15 protein-coding genes and 1 tRNA gene are annotated in these 16,931 nt (G+C 56.6%); 10 read left to right on the plus strand and 6 right to left on the minus strand.

The features are described 5' to 3' along the window. Positions 1-23 precede the first annotated feature (23 nt). Positions 24-2,000 (plus strand): 3-keto-alpha-glucoside-1,2-lyase-like domain-containing protein, encoded by a 1,977-nt coding sequence (locus AC5S16_RS10635; RefSeq protein ID WP_493930038.1) that lies wholly within the window; start codon positions 24-26, stop codon positions 1,998-2,000. 299 nt (positions 2,001-2,299) lie between these two features. Continuing rightward, positions 2,300-2,578, plus strand: coding sequence for a 30S ribosomal protein S20 (gene rpsT, locus AC5S16_RS10640; RefSeq protein WP_493930221.1), 279 nt, complete (start codon positions 2,300-2,302; stop codon positions 2,576-2,578). 461 nt (positions 2,579-3,039) lie between these two features. On the opposite strand, the gene AC5S16_RS10645 is transcribed toward rpsT, so the two are convergent. Both AC5S16_RS10645 and AC5S16_RS10650 read right to left on the minus strand, forming a co-directional pair. After that, on the minus strand, positions 3,040-3,873 hold the full coding sequence (locus AC5S16_RS10645) for an Mrp/NBP35 family ATP-binding protein (RefSeq protein WP_493930039.1): 834 nt from the start codon (positions 3,871-3,873) through the stop codon (positions 3,040-3,042). 94 nt (positions 3,874-3,967) lie between these two features. Next, positions 3,968-4,459, minus strand: coding sequence for an acyl-CoA thioesterase (locus AC5S16_RS10650; RefSeq protein WP_493930222.1), 492 nt, complete (start codon positions 4,457-4,459; stop codon positions 3,968-3,970). A 168-nt stretch (positions 4,460-4,627) separates the two neighbouring features. Here AC5S16_RS10650 and AC5S16_RS10655 point away from each other — a divergent pair, with 168 nt between their 5' ends. The 3 genes from AC5S16_RS10655 to AC5S16_RS10665 all read left to right on the plus strand — a co-directional run bounded on the left by AC5S16_RS10655 (position 4,628) and on the right by AC5S16_RS10665 (position 7,200). Continuing rightward, positions 4,628-4,945, plus strand: a complete 318-nt coding sequence (locus AC5S16_RS10655; protein WP_493930040.1) for a tetratricopeptide repeat protein — start codon at positions 4,628-4,630, stop codon at positions 4,943-4,945. Positions 4,946-5,023: 78 nt separating this feature from the next. Beyond that, positions 5,024-5,635, plus strand: coding sequence for an LON peptidase substrate-binding domain-containing protein (locus tag AC5S16_RS10660; protein WP_493930041.1), 612 nt, complete (start codon positions 5,024-5,026; stop codon positions 5,633-5,635). A 53-nt stretch (positions 5,636-5,688) separates the two neighbouring features. Beyond that, positions 5,689-7,200, plus strand: coding sequence for a magnesium chelatase ATPase subunit I (locus AC5S16_RS10665; protein ID WP_493930223.1), 1,512 nt, complete (start codon positions 5,689-5,691; stop codon positions 7,198-7,200). Positions 7,201-7,331: 131 nt separating this feature from the next. Here AC5S16_RS10665 and AC5S16_RS10670 read toward each other — a convergent pair whose 3' ends face one another. Further along, positions 7,332-9,383, minus strand: coding sequence for a S9 family peptidase (locus tag AC5S16_RS10670; protein ID WP_493930042.1), 2,052 nt, complete (start codon positions 9,381-9,383; stop codon positions 7,332-7,334). 124 nt (positions 9,384-9,507) lie between these two features. Beyond that, positions 9,508-9,601, minus strand: a tRNA-Ser gene (locus AC5S16_RS10675). 114 nt (positions 9,602-9,715) lie between these two features. Here AC5S16_RS10675 and AC5S16_RS10680 point away from each other — a divergent pair. Further along, positions 9,716-11,089 (plus strand): APC family permease, encoded by a 1,374-nt coding sequence (locus tag AC5S16_RS10680; RefSeq protein ID WP_493930043.1) that lies wholly within the window; start codon positions 9,716-9,718, stop codon positions 11,087-11,089. A 437-nt stretch (positions 11,090-11,526) separates the two neighbouring features. Continuing rightward, positions 11,527-12,423 (plus strand): hypothetical protein, encoded by an 897-nt coding sequence (locus AC5S16_RS10685; RefSeq protein WP_493930044.1) that lies wholly within the window; start codon positions 11,527-11,529, stop codon positions 12,421-12,423. A 70-nt stretch (positions 12,424-12,493) separates the two neighbouring features. Here the strand turns inward: AC5S16_RS10685 and AC5S16_RS10690 are convergent, their stop codons facing one another. Then, the gene (locus AC5S16_RS10690) at positions 12,494-13,258 is read right to left on the minus strand and encodes a hypothetical protein (RefSeq protein ID WP_493930045.1); all 765 of its coding nucleotides are present in this window, start codon (positions 13,256-13,258) and stop codon (positions 12,494-12,496) included. A 218-nt stretch (positions 13,259-13,476) separates the two neighbouring features. Here AC5S16_RS10690 and AC5S16_RS10695 point away from each other — a divergent pair, with 218 nt between their 5' ends. Beyond that, complete coding sequence (locus tag AC5S16_RS10695; protein WP_493930046.1) at positions 13,477-14,436, plus strand: ring-cleaving dioxygenase; 960 nt, start codon at positions 13,477-13,479, stop codon at positions 14,434-14,436. Between the two features lie 26 nt (positions 14,437-14,462). Here the strand turns inward: AC5S16_RS10695 and AC5S16_RS10700 are convergent, their stop codons facing one another. After that, positions 14,463-15,116 (minus strand): M24 family metallopeptidase, encoded by a 654-nt coding sequence (locus AC5S16_RS10700; RefSeq protein ID WP_493930047.1) that lies wholly within the window; start codon positions 15,114-15,116, stop codon positions 14,463-14,465. A 151-nt stretch (positions 15,117-15,267) separates the two neighbouring features. On the opposite strand from AC5S16_RS10700, the gene AC5S16_RS10705 reads away from it, so the two are divergent. Together AC5S16_RS10705 and msrB are read left to right on the plus strand one after the other, a co-directional pair. Then, positions 15,268-16,305: a thioredoxin family protein gene (locus tag AC5S16_RS10705; RefSeq protein WP_493930048.1), complete on the plus strand. Its 1,038-nt coding sequence runs from the start codon at positions 15,268-15,270 to the stop codon at positions 16,303-16,305. Between the two features lie 19 nt (positions 16,306-16,324). After that, positions 16,325-16,915, plus strand: a complete 591-nt coding sequence (gene msrB / locus AC5S16_RS10710) for a peptide-methionine (R)-S-oxide reductase MsrB (protein WP_493930049.1) — start codon at positions 16,325-16,327, stop codon at positions 16,913-16,915. Positions 16,916-16,931 lie beyond the last annotated feature (16 nt).

Here is a 16,931-nt window from a genome sequence, read left to right on the forward strand (position 1 = left end):
ATAACATAAACGAGGAAGGTACGATGAACCACCTTATCCGGTCTTCCATGATGATTGCCTCTGGCCTGCTCATCACATGCTGCTCCGTAGCGCAGACAGCGACAAAAGAAATCACCCTCGATGGCAACAGCCCGGGCCCAATCTTCGATGGCCTCGGAGCAGTGAGTGCAGGCGCATCCTCCCGCCTGTTGATCGACTATCCGGAACCCTATCGCAGCCAGATCCTCGACTATCTCTTCAAGCCGAATTACGGAGCATCCCTGCAGCATCTCAAAGTCGAGATCGGCGCCGACGTCAACTCGACCGACGGCTCTGAGCCGAGCCACATGCGAAATCGTAACGATCACGATTACACAAGAGGCTACGAGTGGTGGCTCATGAAGGAAGCCTGGAAGCGCAATCCCAACATCGTCCTCGACATCCTCCCCTGGGGAGCGCCGGGATGGGTCGGCAACGGCAACTTCTACTCAGAAGATATGGCCAGCTATGTCGCCGACTTTATTCTCGGAGCGAAAAAGACCTATGGCCTCAACATCGCCTACGCCGGCATCTGGAACGAGAAACACTTCGAAAATCCCGAATATGTAAAGACCCTGCGCCGCATGCTCGATGCGCACCATCTTGAGACAAAGATCGTCTGCTGCGATGAATATCCGCAGAAAAAAGTCGATCAATGGACCATCATCCAGGCCATGGAAAAAGATGCTGAACTGCGAAAGGCCATAGCCGTAGTCAGCGTTCACTATCCGCGTATCGATGGAAAGCTGACTACGCCTGAAGCTGCCCGAAAAGTTGGAAAGCCGCTCTGGTCAAGCGAAGATCAGCCTGCATCCAGCGCTTCCAACATCCTCTCGCGTGACTGGCCCATCGGCGGCCGTCTGCTCGCACAGCTATACAACGAGAATTTCCTGAAGGGAGGATTCACGGCCACCGAAATATGGAGCCCCATTACCTCCTACTACGACCTGCTTGCCGCGCCTAACTCCGGCCTCATGTACGCCAACACTCCCTGGTCCGGGCACTACGATGTGCAGGGAGCCATCTGGGCAACCGCCCACACAACGCAGTTTGCGCAGCCAGGCTGGCAGTACCTTGCCAGCTCTTCCGGATATCTTGCAGAAAAAGGCGACTACGTCACGCTGCGTTCACCGAATCATAAAGACTGGAGCGTTGTTCTCGAAACCATCGGCGCCGCGCATCAACAGCAGGCGACCTTCCACTTGCAAGGCGGCTTGTCCCAGACAACAGTGCACATCTGGGAGACCAATGATAAGCGGACCTTCGAGCATGTCGCCGACATCCCAGCCCAGCATGGAACATTCAGCTATAACTTCGAGCCGGACTCCCTGTATTCTCTGACCACCACCACCGGCCAGATGAAAGGCTCAGCCGCAGCGCCTCCGAAAAAGCCATTCCCATTTCCTTATCACGAAAATTTTGCGGACACGCCTCTCCATCGTGCGCCTCGCTTCCTCTCAGATCAGGACGGAGCCTTCGAGGCAGTCGACTGCATCGGTCGCTCCGGCCACTGCCTCGAGCAGCTCATTACGCAGAAGCCCATCCCCTGGGGCCCGCTCCCCGATCCCTGGACTCTTGCAGGTGACGTTTCGTGGACTGACTACAAAATTGATGTCGATGTCCGCCTTGAGCAGACAGGAAGCGCAATGCTCATAGGAAGAATCGAATCAGCCGACGTCTTTCAGAACGGCAAAGCGCCTTTCCCCAGCGGATACATCTTCAGCATCAACGCTCAGGGAGAATGGAAACTGCTCTCCTGCGCCTACAAGAAACCAGACCGCATACTCGCTCAAAACTCGCTGACCCTCAAGCCCGCAACCTGGCATCATCTCCAGCTTCACTTTTCAGGAAAACAGATCACAGCCAGCATAGATGGAAAAAACATCACCCAGGTGGATGACACAGATCACGCACACGGCATGTTTGGCATCGGCACCGGGTGGAATCGAGCGCAATTCGCGAACCTTTCCATCAACCGCTGAGGATGTAACGCTTCTTTGCTTTCCAGTTCAACTATTCAGATCGTCCGAGTAGCTGTCATCCTGAGCGAAGCGGAGCGGAGTCGAAGGACCCGCAACGGAACGGTGCGCTATAGCCTTGCATAGCAAGGCCCCGGCTTTTAAACCGACGCTTTACCTGCTTTGAAAAGTGCACGGTACCTGGACAGCCAATCCTTGTCTGAAACCCCGAAATCACATATACTTATCCTTTGCAGGAGATGCGGCACGAGTCTCTTCTCGCTGCATCTCATTTCCCAAAGGAAAGATTAAAAAGGACCACCATGGCGAACCATGTTTCGGCGCTCAAGCGCGCCCGTCAGACCGGAAGAAAGACTGCGGTAAACCGCGCCAACAAGAGCCGTGTCCGCGGCAGCCTGCGCCTGCTGCGCGAGGCCATTGCCAAGGGCGATGCCACGGCCATCAACGAGCAGTTCAAGCAGACCGTCTCTGCCCTCGACAAGAGCGTGCAGAAGGGCATCCTGCACGACAACACCGCCTCGCGCTACAAGAGCCGCCTGGCCGCCCGCGTGAAGGCCGCTTCGCTCAAGAAGACCGCCTAAGCTCTGTTTCTCAATAACAAAAGGCTGGGCATGCCCCAGCCTTTTTTCTTTAAAAAGAAGTTGTCATCCTGAGCGGAGCGACCGAAGGGAGCAGAGTCGAAGGACCTGCTTTTCGCCTCGATAGCCGCAACACGTGTAGACCACAAATCTACACCCTGAGCGCGGCATCCTGCGATCTGAAACCTTCACCCCAACGGCTTCCCGATCTCCAATGGTGCCCGAAGGGATCCACCACCCCTCCCCACGCGCCATCCATTCAACAAGTTACACCATCAAAAACTAGATCATTGAAAATAAAGAATCTCCGTACAGACTGTTCGAGCTAAGCGATTGAAAACAAACAATCCCCGTACAAAACAAGGGGAGGGCCCCCAAGCACTCTAAATAAAGAGTTGTCATCCTGACCTGACGCAATGAAGGGGGAAGACCTGCTTTTCCATTCGCGAGCCACCAACGTAAATTTAAGAGATCTCAAACACGTTCTCAGCCTTCGCCGACTGCTCTTTGGCCCTCTCCGCCACCAGCTTCGCCACAGAGTAGAAATCCTTCGCCTTGGGCGATTCCTCGCCCAGCAGCGCTACGGGCAGCCCGCGGTCCCCGCCCAGGCGAATCTCCGGATCGAGCTCGACCGCTCCAAGGAACGGGATATTGAACTGCTTCGCCGTCCGCTCCGCCCCGCCCTTGGAGAAGATGTCGATCTCCTGGTGGCAGTGCGGGCAGGTGAAGTGGCTCATGTTTTCGACAATGCCCAGCACCTCGACATTCACCTGGTGAAACATCTCCAGCGCCTTGCGCGCATCCTGCAGAGAAACATCAGAGGGCGTCGAAACCACCACCGCCCCGGTCAGCGGGACCGTCTGCACCAGCGAAATCACTACATCGCCAGTCCCTGGAGGCAGGTCAACCAGCAGAAAGTCCAGCTCGTCCCACTCCACCTGCTGCAGGAACTGGCGGATGATCTGGTGCAGCATCGGCCCGCGCATCACCAGCGGCTTGTCGCCCGGCGAGATAAAGCCGACCGAGATGACCTTGATGCCATGCGCGGTGTTCGGCTCAATCTGGTTGTTCTGGAGCACCCTTGGCTGCTGGCTCGAACCCAGCATCAGCGGCACATTGGGTCCATAAACATCAGCATCGATCAGCCCGACTTTGTATCCCAGCCGGGCCAGGGCAACAGCGATGTTGACGGAGAGCGTGGTCTTGCCCACCCCGCCCTTGCCTGAACCGATAGCGACAATGTTCGCGACCCCCGGAAGGGCCGCAGGAGGTGGTGGTGCTGCATGTGGATGTGCCATGAAAAACTCCTGTTACTTCTTTGAAGGGGCACGGCTTCAGCCGTGCCATAAGTGGGCTTTCGATTGATGCGGCTTTAGCCGCTGAGGGAAAACGCTACACTCGCCCCGGCCGCACCGAACCCTGCATCTCGACTTCCGCAGCCTTGCTGGCGCGTTTCAGCTCCAGCTCCTTCTTGCGCAGCTCACGGCGGCGCCCGGCATCTTCATAACGGCGCTTTTCCTCATCCGTCTCCGGCTGCAGTTTCGGAACAGGAACACTACGCCCCTGCGAATCGACCGCTACAAACGTTAGATACGCCGAAGCCACATGTCGATGCGTCCCCGCAATGGTGTTTTCCACCCAGACCTTCACGCCTACTTCCGTCGAGGTGTTAAAGGCGCGGTTTACAGAGGACTTGAGAATCAGCAGGTCGCCCACATGTACAGGAGCAATAAAGTCGATGTGGTCCATCGACGCCGTAACCACATGCGTACGGGAATGACGGTAAGCCGCCATCGCGCCAACAAGATCGATAAAGTGCATCAGCCGCCCGCCAAGCAGATTATTGAGCGTATTCGTATCATTCGGCAGGATGAGCTCCGTCATCTCCGACTGTGTTTCAGCAACGGTGCGCGTAGGAAGTGCGTGCAATACTTGCCTTTCCACCTCTTCGCGTATTTTTCAATACAATTCTGCTTGGGATCGCGAAAGAGGCTTAACTATCTAGTCTCGCAAGGACTGGCCGTCCAGGCAACAGAGGACAAAACTCAACCAATGGACAAAATCGCAGCACTCACAGAAATTCTCACGCAGGACCCGACCAACGCCTTCGCTCGCTACGGCCTTGCCATGGAGCACGCCAGCCAGGGCAACGTGGATAGCGCGCTCGATGAATTCAAGCGTCTGGTGACCGACCACCCCGACTACACTGCCGGATACTTCATGGCCGCGCAGACCCTTGCCAAAGCCGATCGTAAGGACGAAGCCGTATCGCGCCTCAAGGAAGGCATAGCCAGCGCGCGGCGCACCGGCAACCAGCACGCGCTCAGCGAGATGCAGGCTATGCTCGACGAACTGGAGTTCGGCCTCTAACAACGAAATGGCTTACGCTGCATCAAAACAGATTTTGCGCCTGTGTGTTCGCGAAAGGCCCCAGTCGCGCATAATGGCATGATCATGAAGGTCCCGCTCTTCCCGCTCCATGTCGTTCTGTTCCCCGGGACACCTTTGCCGCTCCATATTTTCGAGGAGCGCTACAAGGAAATGATCGGCGAGTGCCTTGCCGAACGCAGTAGCTTCGGTGTCGTGCGCGCACAACGCGAGGGGCTGGCCGTCATCGGTTGCATGGCGTCCATCGTGCGCGTTCTCGAGAAATATGACGACGGCCGTCTGGACATTCTTTGTGAAGGCGGCGAGCGTTTCGAGATCGAGCAGCTCGACAATTCGCGCACTTTCCTGCAGGCCGAAGTAGATTTCTTCGCCGACGATGGATTCGAATCCACCCGGCAAATGCGTGAAGAGTGCCTCGCACTGCACTTTGAAGTGATCGAGCTTGCCGGCGTCGAGCAGCCATCCGCTCATTATGATCTGAATGCGCCCATCGCCTTTCAGCTGGCCGCTGCCTTGCCCGCTGATCTCGGCTTCAAGCAGCAGCTGCTCGGCATCCGCTCCGACGCTGAGCGAACGCGCATTCTCTCTGACTTTTACAAAACCATGCTGCCCAAACTGCGCGTGGGCGCACAGGCCAACCGCGTGGCGGCGGGCAATGGGCGGATCATGTAGCAAATTTCCCTTCCGGTACATCTATTAGGAAAACACGTCATACTGGAGTCATGATGCCGACCCAATCTTTGCCGAAGACACTTGGTGACCTGCGCAAAAGCGCGGAGTTTTCTGAAGCGTGCCTCAAGTCGCGCAGCGTGAAAGATGAGCTGCGCAAAAACCTGATCGCGCGCCTCAAGTCGCGCGATACCATCTTCCCCGGCATCGTTGGCTATGAGGACACGGTCGTTCCCCAGATCGTGAACGCCGTGCTCTCGAAACAAAACTTCATCCTGCTCGGCTTGCGCGGACAGGCCAAGAGCCGCATCCTGCGCGCACTGACTGCCCTGCTCGACGAGCAGACGCCTTTCATCGAAGGCTGTGAAATCCGCGACAACCCCTACAATCCGCTCTGCAAGCCCTGTCGCGACCTCATCGCAGAAAAGGGCGACGCCACGCCCATCGACTACATGGGCCGCGACGAGCGCTACGTCGAAAAGCTGGCCACGCCGGATGTGACCGTGGCCGACCTCATCGGCGACCTCGACCCGATCAAGGCAGCGCGTGGCGGACATCATCTTGCCAGCGAACTCACCATGCACTTCGGCCTGCTGCCGCGCGCCAATCGCGGCCTCTTCGCCATCAATGAGCTGCCTGACCTCGCCGGCAAAATTCAGGTCGCGCTCTTCAACATCATGCAGGAAGGCGACGTGCAGATTAAGGGCTACCCTGTGCGCCTCATGCTCGATGTCGCTCTCGTCTTCAGCGCCAATCCTGAGGACTACACCGCGCGCGGCAAGATCGTCACTCCGCTCAAAGACCGCATCGGCTCCGAAATTCGCACGCACTACCCCGAGTCGCTTGAAGAAGGCATCGCCATCACCACGCAGGAAACATGGAGCAACCGCGGTCTGGGCACGCTCGAAGTCCCGCAATACATGCGCGAAGTCGTGGAGCAGATCGCCTTCAGCGCGCGCGAAGACAAGAAAGTCGACAAGCGCAGCGGCGTCAGCCAGCGCCTCCCCATCTCGACCATGGATCTGATCATCTCGAATGCAGAGCGCCGCGCCCTGATTCACGGCGAAACCCTCGTGATGCCGCGCATCGGCGACATTTACGCTGCACTGCCCGGAATCACCGGCAAGCTCGAGCTTGAATACGAAGGCGAGATGCGCGGCGCGGACACAGTCGTTCGCGAAATTATGCGCACCGCCATCGGCAGGATCTTCGACAAGTATTTCGGCGAGACAAACACGCAGCAGATCGAGCAGTGGTTCAACCTGGGCGGAACTATCAAGTTCGATGATGACCAGTCCTCGAAATCCATTGCATCCGAACTGAAGCAGATTCAGGGGCTGACAGAAAAGCTAGCTCCCTTAAGCATCACAGCAAAATCCGACCCGGAGCATCTGGTCGCAGCGGCAGAATTTCTCCTCGAAGGCATGTACGCGCATCACCGCGTAAGCCGCTCCGAGGAGCGAGCCTTCTCTGCCCCGGACAAGCCGCGCGCCACCCGCGCCGAGCGCGAAACAGAGCGCGAAATCGACGATTGGCCACAGCGCAGAACGAGGCGCGGCTTTAACTGAGTCCAAACTGTCTTTGTTGACGTTCTCTGCGAAAACTCTGCGTTCTCTGTGTCCTCTGTGGTTAAAGAAGTTTTCTTTACATGCCTTAGCGTCTTGGCGGTTGATTTTCAACATCTGACCGTTCTGCGTGATTACTTTTTCTCAGCGCTTGTCTTCGGCATCAGGTATTTGTCATACCACTCAAAATATCGCTGGTAGCGGTCGCGGATGAAGCTCGGCCGTGTGAAGCCGTGAAACTGCCCGGGATAGACAACAAGCTCCGTAGGAATATTCAGACTGCGCAACGCCTGGTACATCTGCTCTCCCCCGACAAGCGGCACGTTGAAGTCCTTATCGCCGCCCATAAAAAGCGTAGGAGTGCGAATGCGGTCGGCATGCAGCAGCGGATAGCCAAGCTTCAGGTAGGTATCAAGGTCCTTCCACGGCGGCCCGAGTTCGTTGTCGTACTGAAAGATGTATTGGTCCACGCCATAGAATCCCAGCGGACTGCCCATGCCCGCGCCGCTGATGGCCGCCTTGAAGCGCGTCGTTGAGGCGATGGAGTAGTCAGTCAGAATACCGCCGTAGCTCCATCCGCCAACACCAAGACGGTCGGGATCGGCATAGCCTTCCTTCACTGCCTCATCAACACACGCCAGCAGGTCAATAACTTCTTTATCGCCCCAGTCAGCAAAAATGGCCTGCTGGTACGCAGCGCTGCGCCCCGCGCTGCCGCGATAGTTCACATTCAGCACCGCATAACCACGACCGGCAAAGAGCTGGCGCTCTGCAACAAAAGCGTGCGCATCCTGGGAATCGGGCCCGCCATGAATTCGTAACAGCAGCGGATACTTTTTCCCGGACTCATAGCCCACCGGCAAAGTCAGCAGCGCATGCACTTCCGTGCCGTCTTTCGTTTTGGCTTCAAGATTGCGCGTCTCACCCAGCTTGAGCTGCGCCACCAGCGCATTGTTATGCGAAGTCAGCTTGCGCAGCTTTCCGTCCTCGAACGCATAAACTTCCGACGGAGCGGTGTCCGTAGTCCACAAAACGGCTGTGTGTCCAGAAGCCTGGTTCTGCCCGACAACAACTCCGGCAGTTTCGAACAGGCGCTTCACCGAGCCGTCATTCAACGAGACTGAAGCCGGATATTCCGACCGGTCATCTGTCACCAGCACAGTTACAGATTGCCCGTCCGCAGCGAACACCGGTGCTGACACCGCGCGATCAAGCTTCGTCGTCAGAACTCGCGGCTCGCCTCCCGCAGCCGGAACAACCGCAAGCTTGCTCTGGTTGTACTCAAGGAATTTCGGCTCGCTGCCGTGCAGATACGCAATCAGTTTGCCGTCCGGGCTCCAGGCAATGCGTCCGCCGTCTTCACCATTGAACGTCGTCAGTTTGGTTGGAGTCGAGTTCGGCTTCGCATCCACAACAAAGACATCCGTATTCACGCTGCGGTCAGGATCAGCATCATGATTGCTCACAAAAGCAATGCGCGTTCCATCCGGAGACCAGACTGCATTCTCTTCGTTGAACTTCTTGTCCGAAGTCAGCTTGTCGAGCTTGTGCGTCTCCACGTCAAAAAGGTAGAGCAGCGTAGGTGTCGTTTCCGCTGAGATGTACCCTTCAACGTCCTCCTTGAAGTGATAGCGATCAATAACAATCGGCTTGGGCTTTTCTTTCTCCTTATCCTTGTCTTTGTCCTTCGCTTCGGCCTCTTTATCCTCTGAGATTGCCAGCAGAAGCTTCTTTGCATCGGGCGACCACGCATAATGCGAGAGATGATCTTTTACATCGGTAAGCTGTCGCGCTTCCCCGCCCCGCCGGTCGAGCACCCACACCTGCGAGCCTTTGGCTTTGCCCGCGCGGTCAGAGAGGAATGAGATGTACTTGCCATCCGGGCTCCATCGCGGCGCGCTCGCCGAATTCTCACTCGCATAAGTCAGGCGAATGTCTTCCGAGCCATCCCACTTCACCATCCAGACATCGGTGAGCCTCTTGTCGGCCGTGGTATCAATCGTGCTGACGGTGTACGCCACCCACTGCCCATCCGGAGAAACCTGCGGGTCACCCACATCCTGCAGGCGAAAGAGATCGTCGAGCGTCATGGCATGAGGAGCAGGCGTTGACGGCTGAGTCTGGGCAACAAGAGAAGGCGCAAGCGCGGCAAGCACCGCGAAGGAATACACAGCGATCCGAGGCATGGTGGAAAGAGTATAAGGCCTCGTAAGTCAGTCCAAAACAAATATCACTGGTCGAGCATGTTGATTGGAGGGAAAGATTTTGCGCCGAAAGGCGCGCCTGCCTGGACGGCAAGTCCGCAAGTCCTGGCGGAGAGAGAGGGATTCGAACCCTCGATAGAGCTTTACAACCCTATAACGGTTTAGCAAACCGCCGCCTTCAGCCACTCGGCCATCTCTCCGGCTTCTGCTTTTTTGAATTATATAGGAATGCTGATCGATCTCCAGTCGCATTCCTTGCTGTTGCAATATTTTCCCGCTCAATTTCGCTCCAGTTCTTTTAGAGTTGCGTCATAGTGCCTTCTGAAGCCAGCCCTGTCATCACCCTGCCGAAATCGAAATTCCGCCGCGCGCGCCGCATGGGTCTTGTTCCGCTGATTGCAGCCACCTACTTCATGGTATCGGGCGGCCCCTATGGCATCGAAGACATTCTTGGCGGAGCGGGCTACACCCGGGCGCTCATTCTCCTTCTGGTCTTTCCTTTTCTCTGGAGCCTTCCCACCACGCTCATGCTGGGCGAGCTCGCCAGCGCTATTCCGGCTGAAGGCGGCTTCTATGTGTGGGTTCGCCGTGCCCTGGGGCCGTTCTGGGGATATCAGGAGGCATGGCTCTCGCTCACCGCCAGCATCTTTGACATGGCCATCTATCCCACCATCTTCGTGCTCTACCTGGGCAAGTTCTTCCCTGCCTGGACGGCCGGCTCACGCGGCGCGATGTGGGAACTGGCGATGATCGCCGCCTGCTGTGTCTGGAACCTCTGCGGCGCGCCCGCTGTTGGTGAAGGCTCCGTCGCTCTCTTCGTCATTCTGCTGTCGCCCTTCGCAGTGCTCGTCGTACTCGGATTTTTGCGTGGCCCGCACGGGCACGGCAGCCCGGCCGCATTCGACGGAGGAAGCATCAGCACGGCTGTCATTGTGGCGCTTTGGAATTACATGGGGTGGGACAATGCATCCACTATTACTGAAGAGGTGGAGAACCCGCGCCGCAACTACCCCCTGGGCATGATGGTGAGCGCTCTCGTGGTCGCCGCCTCCTACATCCTTCCGGTTGCGGCGGTTGCCTATGCCGGCGTTTCGATCGAGCAGTTCTCCACTGGCTCATGGGCTGACGCCGCGCGCACGCTTGGAGGCCCGCTGCTGGCCGGTGCAATCGTGCTCTGTGGAACGGTCAACGGTCTTGGCATGTTCAATGCGCTGGTGCTGTCTTACACGCGCCTGCCTATGGTTCTGGCCGAGGACGGAATGCTTCCCCGCTGGCTCACACTGCGGAACCGTCACAACGTTCCCTGGGCGGCAGTCATCGTCTGCGGAATCGCATGGGCGGCGGCGCTCGGCTTCCGCTTCGAGGAGCTGATCTCGCTTGACCTGATCCTCTATGGCACCAGCCTGGTGCTCGAATTCATTGCTCTGGCGGTGCTGCGCTTCAAGGAGCCGGAGCTGCCCCGCCCCTTCCGGGCAGGAAACACATTCCTGGCCTGCACGCTGGGGATTCCGCCTGCGCTGCTGATTGTATATGTGATGTATGCGGCCCGCCACGAGCGGATGGCCCACATGCCGGCCCTGCTCTTCGGACTGCTGATTGCGCTGGGTGGACCAGTCTTTTACTGGATATCGCGGAGACGCTGGGCTGAATCTGGAGAGCCAGTCCGGGTAGAAGACCTTGGCGATTGAAGCCCACCCCTTCCCGGGTAATTTGCACGGAGATTATTTGTTTTCAATGGGTTGCAGAAAAACAAAGGGAACAGCTGCTTTGGGGCTGCTCCCTCTGTTTTCAGTTTAAGCAAATTAAGAGGAAATTCCCCTGCAGCCGTAAATAACTGCATATCAAACGACTAGATGATACAGCCTCTTGACAAAGAAACTCGCAGCATCATGACGCCTAAGGACTACCTTTCTGGAAACACTGGCCGATTCGACGGATAGCGAATCTCTGGAAATATGCTAATGTGTTTAGCGTTCTTATTGCTGCCCACTCCCCCTCGATATCTTGAAGCTTCTGGCGCCTCTCCATCCCAGTCCTGGGCTTTTGCAGGTCTATGCGTGGCTCGCGCTTTAGCTTCGGTCGACGCTCCATGAAACCAAATGGGAAAGAGAGGAAAGTCCTGAATATGCCCCGGACAAAAACTGTTATCTCGGTGCCAATGCTTATCCGTGTCATCATCATTTTGACAGGTCTGGTTTATGGGCTTCTCTATCACATCAATAAGATTCCCGATGAACTGAATGCCGCCGTTGTTGTAACCCTGTTGCTGTTCATCACTGAACAGTTCATAGAAGTAGGCCACAAACTTGGCGTACTTTCTGCAACTGACGACGAACGGAAAAAGATTGGGAGCTTTCCTCCGCGGAAATATCTTGTACTAGGAGATCTTCTAAGTGATACGAACCTGGAACTAACTAAAATCCTTGACGTCCAGGAGGACAGGTTTAAGGTTGGCGATCCCGATTTTGCAATCAGAAGCTATGCTCATTTTTGGAGACTGATGGCAAAAGTGCAGGAAAGAGTGGGAGATTTAAAACCCTATCATGTCGAGGCCATACATAGCGTTGAGATGGACATATGGGACAAGGAAAAACATCCTTTGGCAGAAAAACTAATCGACCGTCAGGGAGAGTTTTGTAAGCTCGGTGGAAGTATCACAAGAATACTTTGTGGGCATGGAGATATGCCGAATGGGCAGCTTTGCAAAACATACCTCATCATGAAAGACGCTAAAGTGAATGTCCGGTACTACAACATTGACAGAGGCCTCGTTGACCACTCATTTGGTTGGGATTTCTTGCGCGTGCGTGAGACAAATGAACTTGTTGTCTGGGATTCGTTTGGCAGAACTCCGGGGCAGGTCATAAACGAGGCTGTCTACAGCAAAGGTCAGTCTTATGAAAAAGCTGACATTGATGAATTGTGGAAGCAGCTGTTTGACCACTCCATTCCCTTTCCTGATACAGCGAATGAAGCATCCAAACAACCGTGTAAACCAGTAGAACAACGTCCGGAATTTTAAGGCTTAGAAATCGATGCAAAAGAAAATGCCCGCTTTTTCAAGCGGGCATTTCAAAGTAAGTTGACCGGGATTAGCGGTGTCCGCCGCCTCCGTGGAATCCGCCGCCTCCACCGCCATGGAAGCCGCCGCCACCCATGCTGCCACCGTGGAAACCGCCACCGCTGAATCCACCACCGTGGAAGCCGCCAACGCTGCCGCCGCCGAACGAGCGGGTGCCGCCATTAAACCCACCGCCATTGAAGCTGTGGATACCGGCAGTTCCGCCGTTATATCCACGGAAGCCGGTAGCGCCGCCATTTACGCCGCCACGGAAACCGTTAGTGCCGGTGTACGGGCTGCGGAATCCGGTGCCGCCATACGCGCCGCGGTAGCCATTGTTGAAGCCGCGGCCTGCAACACCATAGGCGCCGCCGTTGCGATAGCCATTGTTAAAGCCATTGACATACCCATGGCCATAACCGCCGGCGTAGCCATATCCATAGCCACGGCCGTAACCGTAGTATCCACGGCCCCAGCCCCAGCCGCCCCACGGATGACCCCAGCCCCAGCCCCAGGGCGCGCCGAACCAGCCGGTAAACCACGGACCGGCGCCGATGAAGACGCCGTCAGAAAACCAGTCAGCGCCATAGTAGCCATAAGGGGCGCAGGCGTATGGGTAGTAAGAGTAATATCCCCATTGGCAGACCGGAGGGCCTGCTACATATACAGGGGCCGGATAATCCACCACTGGACCGATGCCGATGCCTACGGCGATCTGTCCATGGGCAGCCGATGGAATCAGGGCTGCCGGAACAGCGAGAACCGCGAGCAATGCAATTGAACGCAGGATACGCAAAGTGAAACCTCCCCGCCAGTTGCCGCAGTGCGTTCTTAGCGGACGAATGACGTGGCCCTTGTGGCCTGTCCCAGGCCATCGGGAACCTATCTATTTGAACACCATAATGGAGAAAAGTTGCGCTCTCGAAATTTAGCTGGAAAGGCCATTTCCGGGCCGGAACCTGAGATTCATAAAACTGGTTTAGTATGATCGGTCAGCAGTTTCCGGAGGGGAAAATGGCCGATCCGATTCCTGGCATCCACCACATCACAGCCATCGCTACCGACGCGCAGCGCAACGTCGATTTCTACTCCGGCGTGCTCGGCCTGCGCCTGGTCAAGAAAACGGTAAACTTCGACGATCCCGGCACATACCATCTTTACTTTGGCGACGAAAAAGGCAATCCCGGCACCATCCTGACCTTCTTCCCCTGGACCGGCATCCAGAGCGGCAGGCGCGGCACCGGACAGGCCACGGCCATCGGCTTTGCTGTGCCGGCAGAATCCTTCGGCTTCTGGATTGAGCGCTTCACCAGGCTGGGTGTGGAATACAGCAAACCTGAGCGCCGTCTTGATGAGCCTGTGCTGGCCTTCCGCGACCGCGACGGCCTGGCGCTGGAGCTGATCGGGGTTCCCGGCATTGAAAGCAGGCCTGCCTGGGAGGCAAACGGCATCTCCGGCAAAGAGGCGGTCCGCAGCTTCCACACCGTGACCTTGTGCGAAGACGGCATGGAGCAGACAGCCGAGGTGCTGACGGAGATGGGCGCAAAGAAAGCCAGGGAGGAAGGCAACTACTTCCGCTACACCTTTGGCGAAGGCGAGAGCGCTTCGAATGTCGATCTGCACTGCACCCCGGAATTTCTGCGCGGCGTGGTTGCCGGAGGAAGCGTGCACCACGTCGCCTACCGCGTTCCCAGCGAAGCAGCGCAGGTCGAGTGGCAGGCAAAAGTCCGCGAGATCGGGTTGAACGTGACGCCGGTGCTGGACCGGAATTACTTCAAGTCGATTTATTTCCGCGAGCCGGGAGGCGTGCTCTTTGAAGTGGCCACCGATCCGCCGGGCTTTGCGGTAGATGAGCCGGTAGAATCGCTGGGGCAGACGCTGAAGCTGCCTTCATGGCTCGAGAAATACCGCTCCGACATCGAAGAGAGCCTGCCTGAACTGCACCAGCCGGAGCTGGCTGCAGCAAAGCCTTAGACCAATGATTGTCATCCTGCCCTGACTCAACCCACGCTGAGCAGCTCTTCAAAGAAGCCGCCGATCTGGCGCTTGCGGTCCACGAAGTGAATTTCAAGAATCCAGTGGCGTATCTGTCCTTTTTCATCCGTTGAATACATGCGAAGGTTGCTCTTCGGGTGGACGTAGAGGGTCACTTTATCGTCTGCGATCCTTTCATGAGGAAACTGGCCGATCAGGTGCCCGGCGATGGGTCCACCAAACTCCCAGCCGTACTTCTCTGCAAGAGACACGGCATGAGCATAAAGCTGACTCGCAGTGATGTCTGGATTCTCCCTGAAGTAGCGTTTTCCGTCAGCGAACGCTTTTGCCACATCATCACGCATCTTCAGCTTGATGGGATCTGACCCGATGACGAACGTGCGGCCGAAGTCTGCTTCGTATTCTTCGAACACAGGGCCGAGATCGAGAAACAGAATGTCATCCTCACCGATCGTGAAGTCGGGCGGGTTCTCAGCGTAAGGCAGCAGCGTATTGGCTCCAGCGCGGACGATCCGTTTATGCCAATACGTGGAAATCCCGAACATCTCCTTTGCCAGGTCGTAGGTCTCCTGGTTGAGCTGGCTCTCCGTGATGCCGGAGCGGATCAATCCTCGTGTTTTGACCTCATGGAAAAGTTGTTCTGCCTTGCTCTGCGCCATGAGAAGCTCTGTAACTCTTCTCTCTTCCAATGCGTCTACTGGGGTGGCCTGGTCTGACACGCTGTGCACCTCACTAACCTTTATAGTGTCTGACGGAGAGGATTGAAACCTGATGCCTGCTATTTGCAGTTGGCGGAGAGTGAGACTGTTGATGATGGCAGCGGTTGCTGTCGCCCTGTGCTGCACCGCAGTCGAAGCGCAGGAGCCGCCGAGCATTGTCGGAAGTTCACCGCTGTATGGCCTGTCCGGCGCGACGGGGTGGATCAACTCGAAGCCTTTGACGGCAAAACAGCTCAAAGGCAAGGTTGTGCTCGTCGATTTCTGGACCTACTCCTGCATCAATTGCCTGCGCGCCGTGCCCTATATCCGCGCGTGGGCGGATAAGTACAAAGACAGCGGCCTGGTAGTAATCGGGGTGCATTCGCCGGAGTTCGGCTTCGAAAAAGAATCGCCCAATGTACAAAAGGCGATTGAGAAGTATGGAATCAGTTATCCGGTTGCGCTGGACAGCAACTATGCCATCTGGAATGCCTTTCATAATCAATTCTGGCCGGCCCATTACTTCATCGATGCAAAGGGAAAAGTGCGCTACGAGCACTTCGGCGAGGGAGAGTATGAGCAGTCCGAGCATTGGATACAGGAGCTGCTGAAAGAGGCGAACGCGAATGCGAAACCGATGCCGGCCAGCACAGTCAGTGTGCGTGGGCAGGGGGCCCAGGCTGCCGCGGATATGAACGATGTGCGCTCTCCTGAAACCTATATCGGCTATGCGCGGGCTGAAAACTTTGCGTCGCCAGGCGGAATCAAGCGGGATGCGGAGCAGTCTTATGCTGTCCCGGAACATCCCGGATTAAACGACTGGGGACTTGCCGGCAAATGGGTCAATCATGAACAGGTCGCTGTGTCGAAGTCTGCCGGCGGGAAGATCGTCTTCCGTTTCCATGCCCGCGACCTGCATCTGGTGCTTGGTCCAGCTGCGGATGGAAAACCAATTCGCTTTCGAGTGACAATTGACGGGCATGCTCCCGGAGAGAATCATGGAGTGGATACTGACGCGCAGGGCAACGGAGTTGTGACAGATCACCGTTTGTACCAGCTTGTGCGGCAGCAGGGCCCAGTCATGGATCACGTCTTTGCGATCGAATTCCTCGATCCGGGTGTACAGGCATACGCGTTCACCTTCGGATAAAGGTCAGCAGGAGGTGTTTATGGTTCAGAAGCCGGACAAGGGTGCGGGCCATATGACTCGCCGGGTTTTTCTTATCACCGGAAGCGCTGCGGCGGCCGCGATGGCCTTCCATCTTCGATCTGGAATAGAACCGGTCGAAGCAAAGAGCGCGGCGCTGAAAGAAGTCAGGATCGTTGAATTCTCCGCCGCAGGTCAGCGGGGAGATATTGCCGCTTTGCCGGTAGTGACTAAGACCGATGCCGAGTGGAAGCAGCAGCTGTCGCCCGCTGCATTCGAGGTAACACGGCATGCCGCTACGGAAAGGCCCTTCTCTGGAGAGTACTGGAACCTTCATGACAAGGGGCTCTATCGCTGCATCTGCTGTGATACCGCTCTTTTCAGCTCCGATACAAAGTTTGAATCGGGCACAGGATGGCCCAGCTTCTGGCAGCCGATCGCCAAGGAAAATATTCGCGAGATCATTGATGTCTCCCTGGGGATGCAGCGCACTGCGGTCTCATGCCGGCGGTGCGATGCTCATCTCGGGCATGTCTTCGATGATGGACCGAAGCCGACTGGCCTGCGCTACTGCATGAACTCGGTGGCGCTCAAATTTGTGAAGTTCGCTTAGTACCTCGAAGGGCGCA

This window comes from Acidobacterium sp. FHG110202_01 (assembly GCF_059115305.1).

What these genes read in the sequence shown, in the direction of transcription:
- AC5S16_RS10635 (WP_493930038.1), top strand. Translation starts at nt 24, where the DNA reads ATGAACCACCTTATCCGGTCTTCCATGATGATTGCCTCTGGCCTGCTC.
- rpsT (WP_493930221.1), top strand. Translation starts at nt 2,300, where the DNA reads ATGGCGAACCATGTTTCGGCGCTCAAGCGCGCCCGTCAGACCGGAAGA.
- AC5S16_RS10645 (WP_493930039.1), bottom strand. Translation starts at nt 3,873, where the DNA reads ATGGCACATCCACATGCAGCACCACCACCTCCTGCGGCCCTTCCGGGG.
- AC5S16_RS10650 (WP_493930222.1), bottom strand. Translation starts at nt 4,459, where the DNA reads ATGACGGAGCTCATCCTGCCGAATGATACGAATACGCTCAATAATCTG.
- AC5S16_RS10655 (WP_493930040.1), top strand. Translation starts at nt 4,628, where the DNA reads ATGGACAAAATCGCAGCACTCACAGAAATTCTCACGCAGGACCCGACC.
- AC5S16_RS10660 (WP_493930041.1), top strand. Translation starts at nt 5,024, where the DNA reads ATGATCATGAAGGTCCCGCTCTTCCCGCTCCATGTCGTTCTGTTCCCC.
- AC5S16_RS10665 (WP_493930223.1), top strand. Translation starts at nt 5,689, where the DNA reads ATGCCGACCCAATCTTTGCCGAAGACACTTGGTGACCTGCGCAAAAGC.
- AC5S16_RS10670 (WP_493930042.1), bottom strand. Translation starts at nt 9,383, where the DNA reads ATGCCTCGGATCGCTGTGTATTCCTTCGCGGTGCTTGCCGCGCTTGCG.
- AC5S16_RS10685 (WP_493930044.1), top strand. Translation starts at nt 11,527, where the DNA reads ATGCCCCGGACAAAAACTGTTATCTCGGTGCCAATGCTTATCCGTGTC.
- AC5S16_RS10695 (WP_493930046.1), top strand. Translation starts at nt 13,477, where the DNA reads ATGGCCGATCCGATTCCTGGCATCCACCACATCACAGCCATCGCTACC.
- AC5S16_RS10700 (WP_493930047.1), bottom strand. Translation starts at nt 15,116, where the DNA reads ATGGCGCAGAGCAAGGCAGAACAACTTTTCCATGAGGTCAAAACACGA.
- AC5S16_RS10705 (WP_493930048.1), top strand. Translation starts at nt 15,268, where the DNA reads ATGATGGCAGCGGTTGCTGTCGCCCTGTGCTGCACCGCAGTCGAAGCG.
- msrB (WP_493930049.1), top strand. Translation starts at nt 16,325, where the DNA reads ATGGTTCAGAAGCCGGACAAGGGTGCGGGCCATATGACTCGCCGGGTT.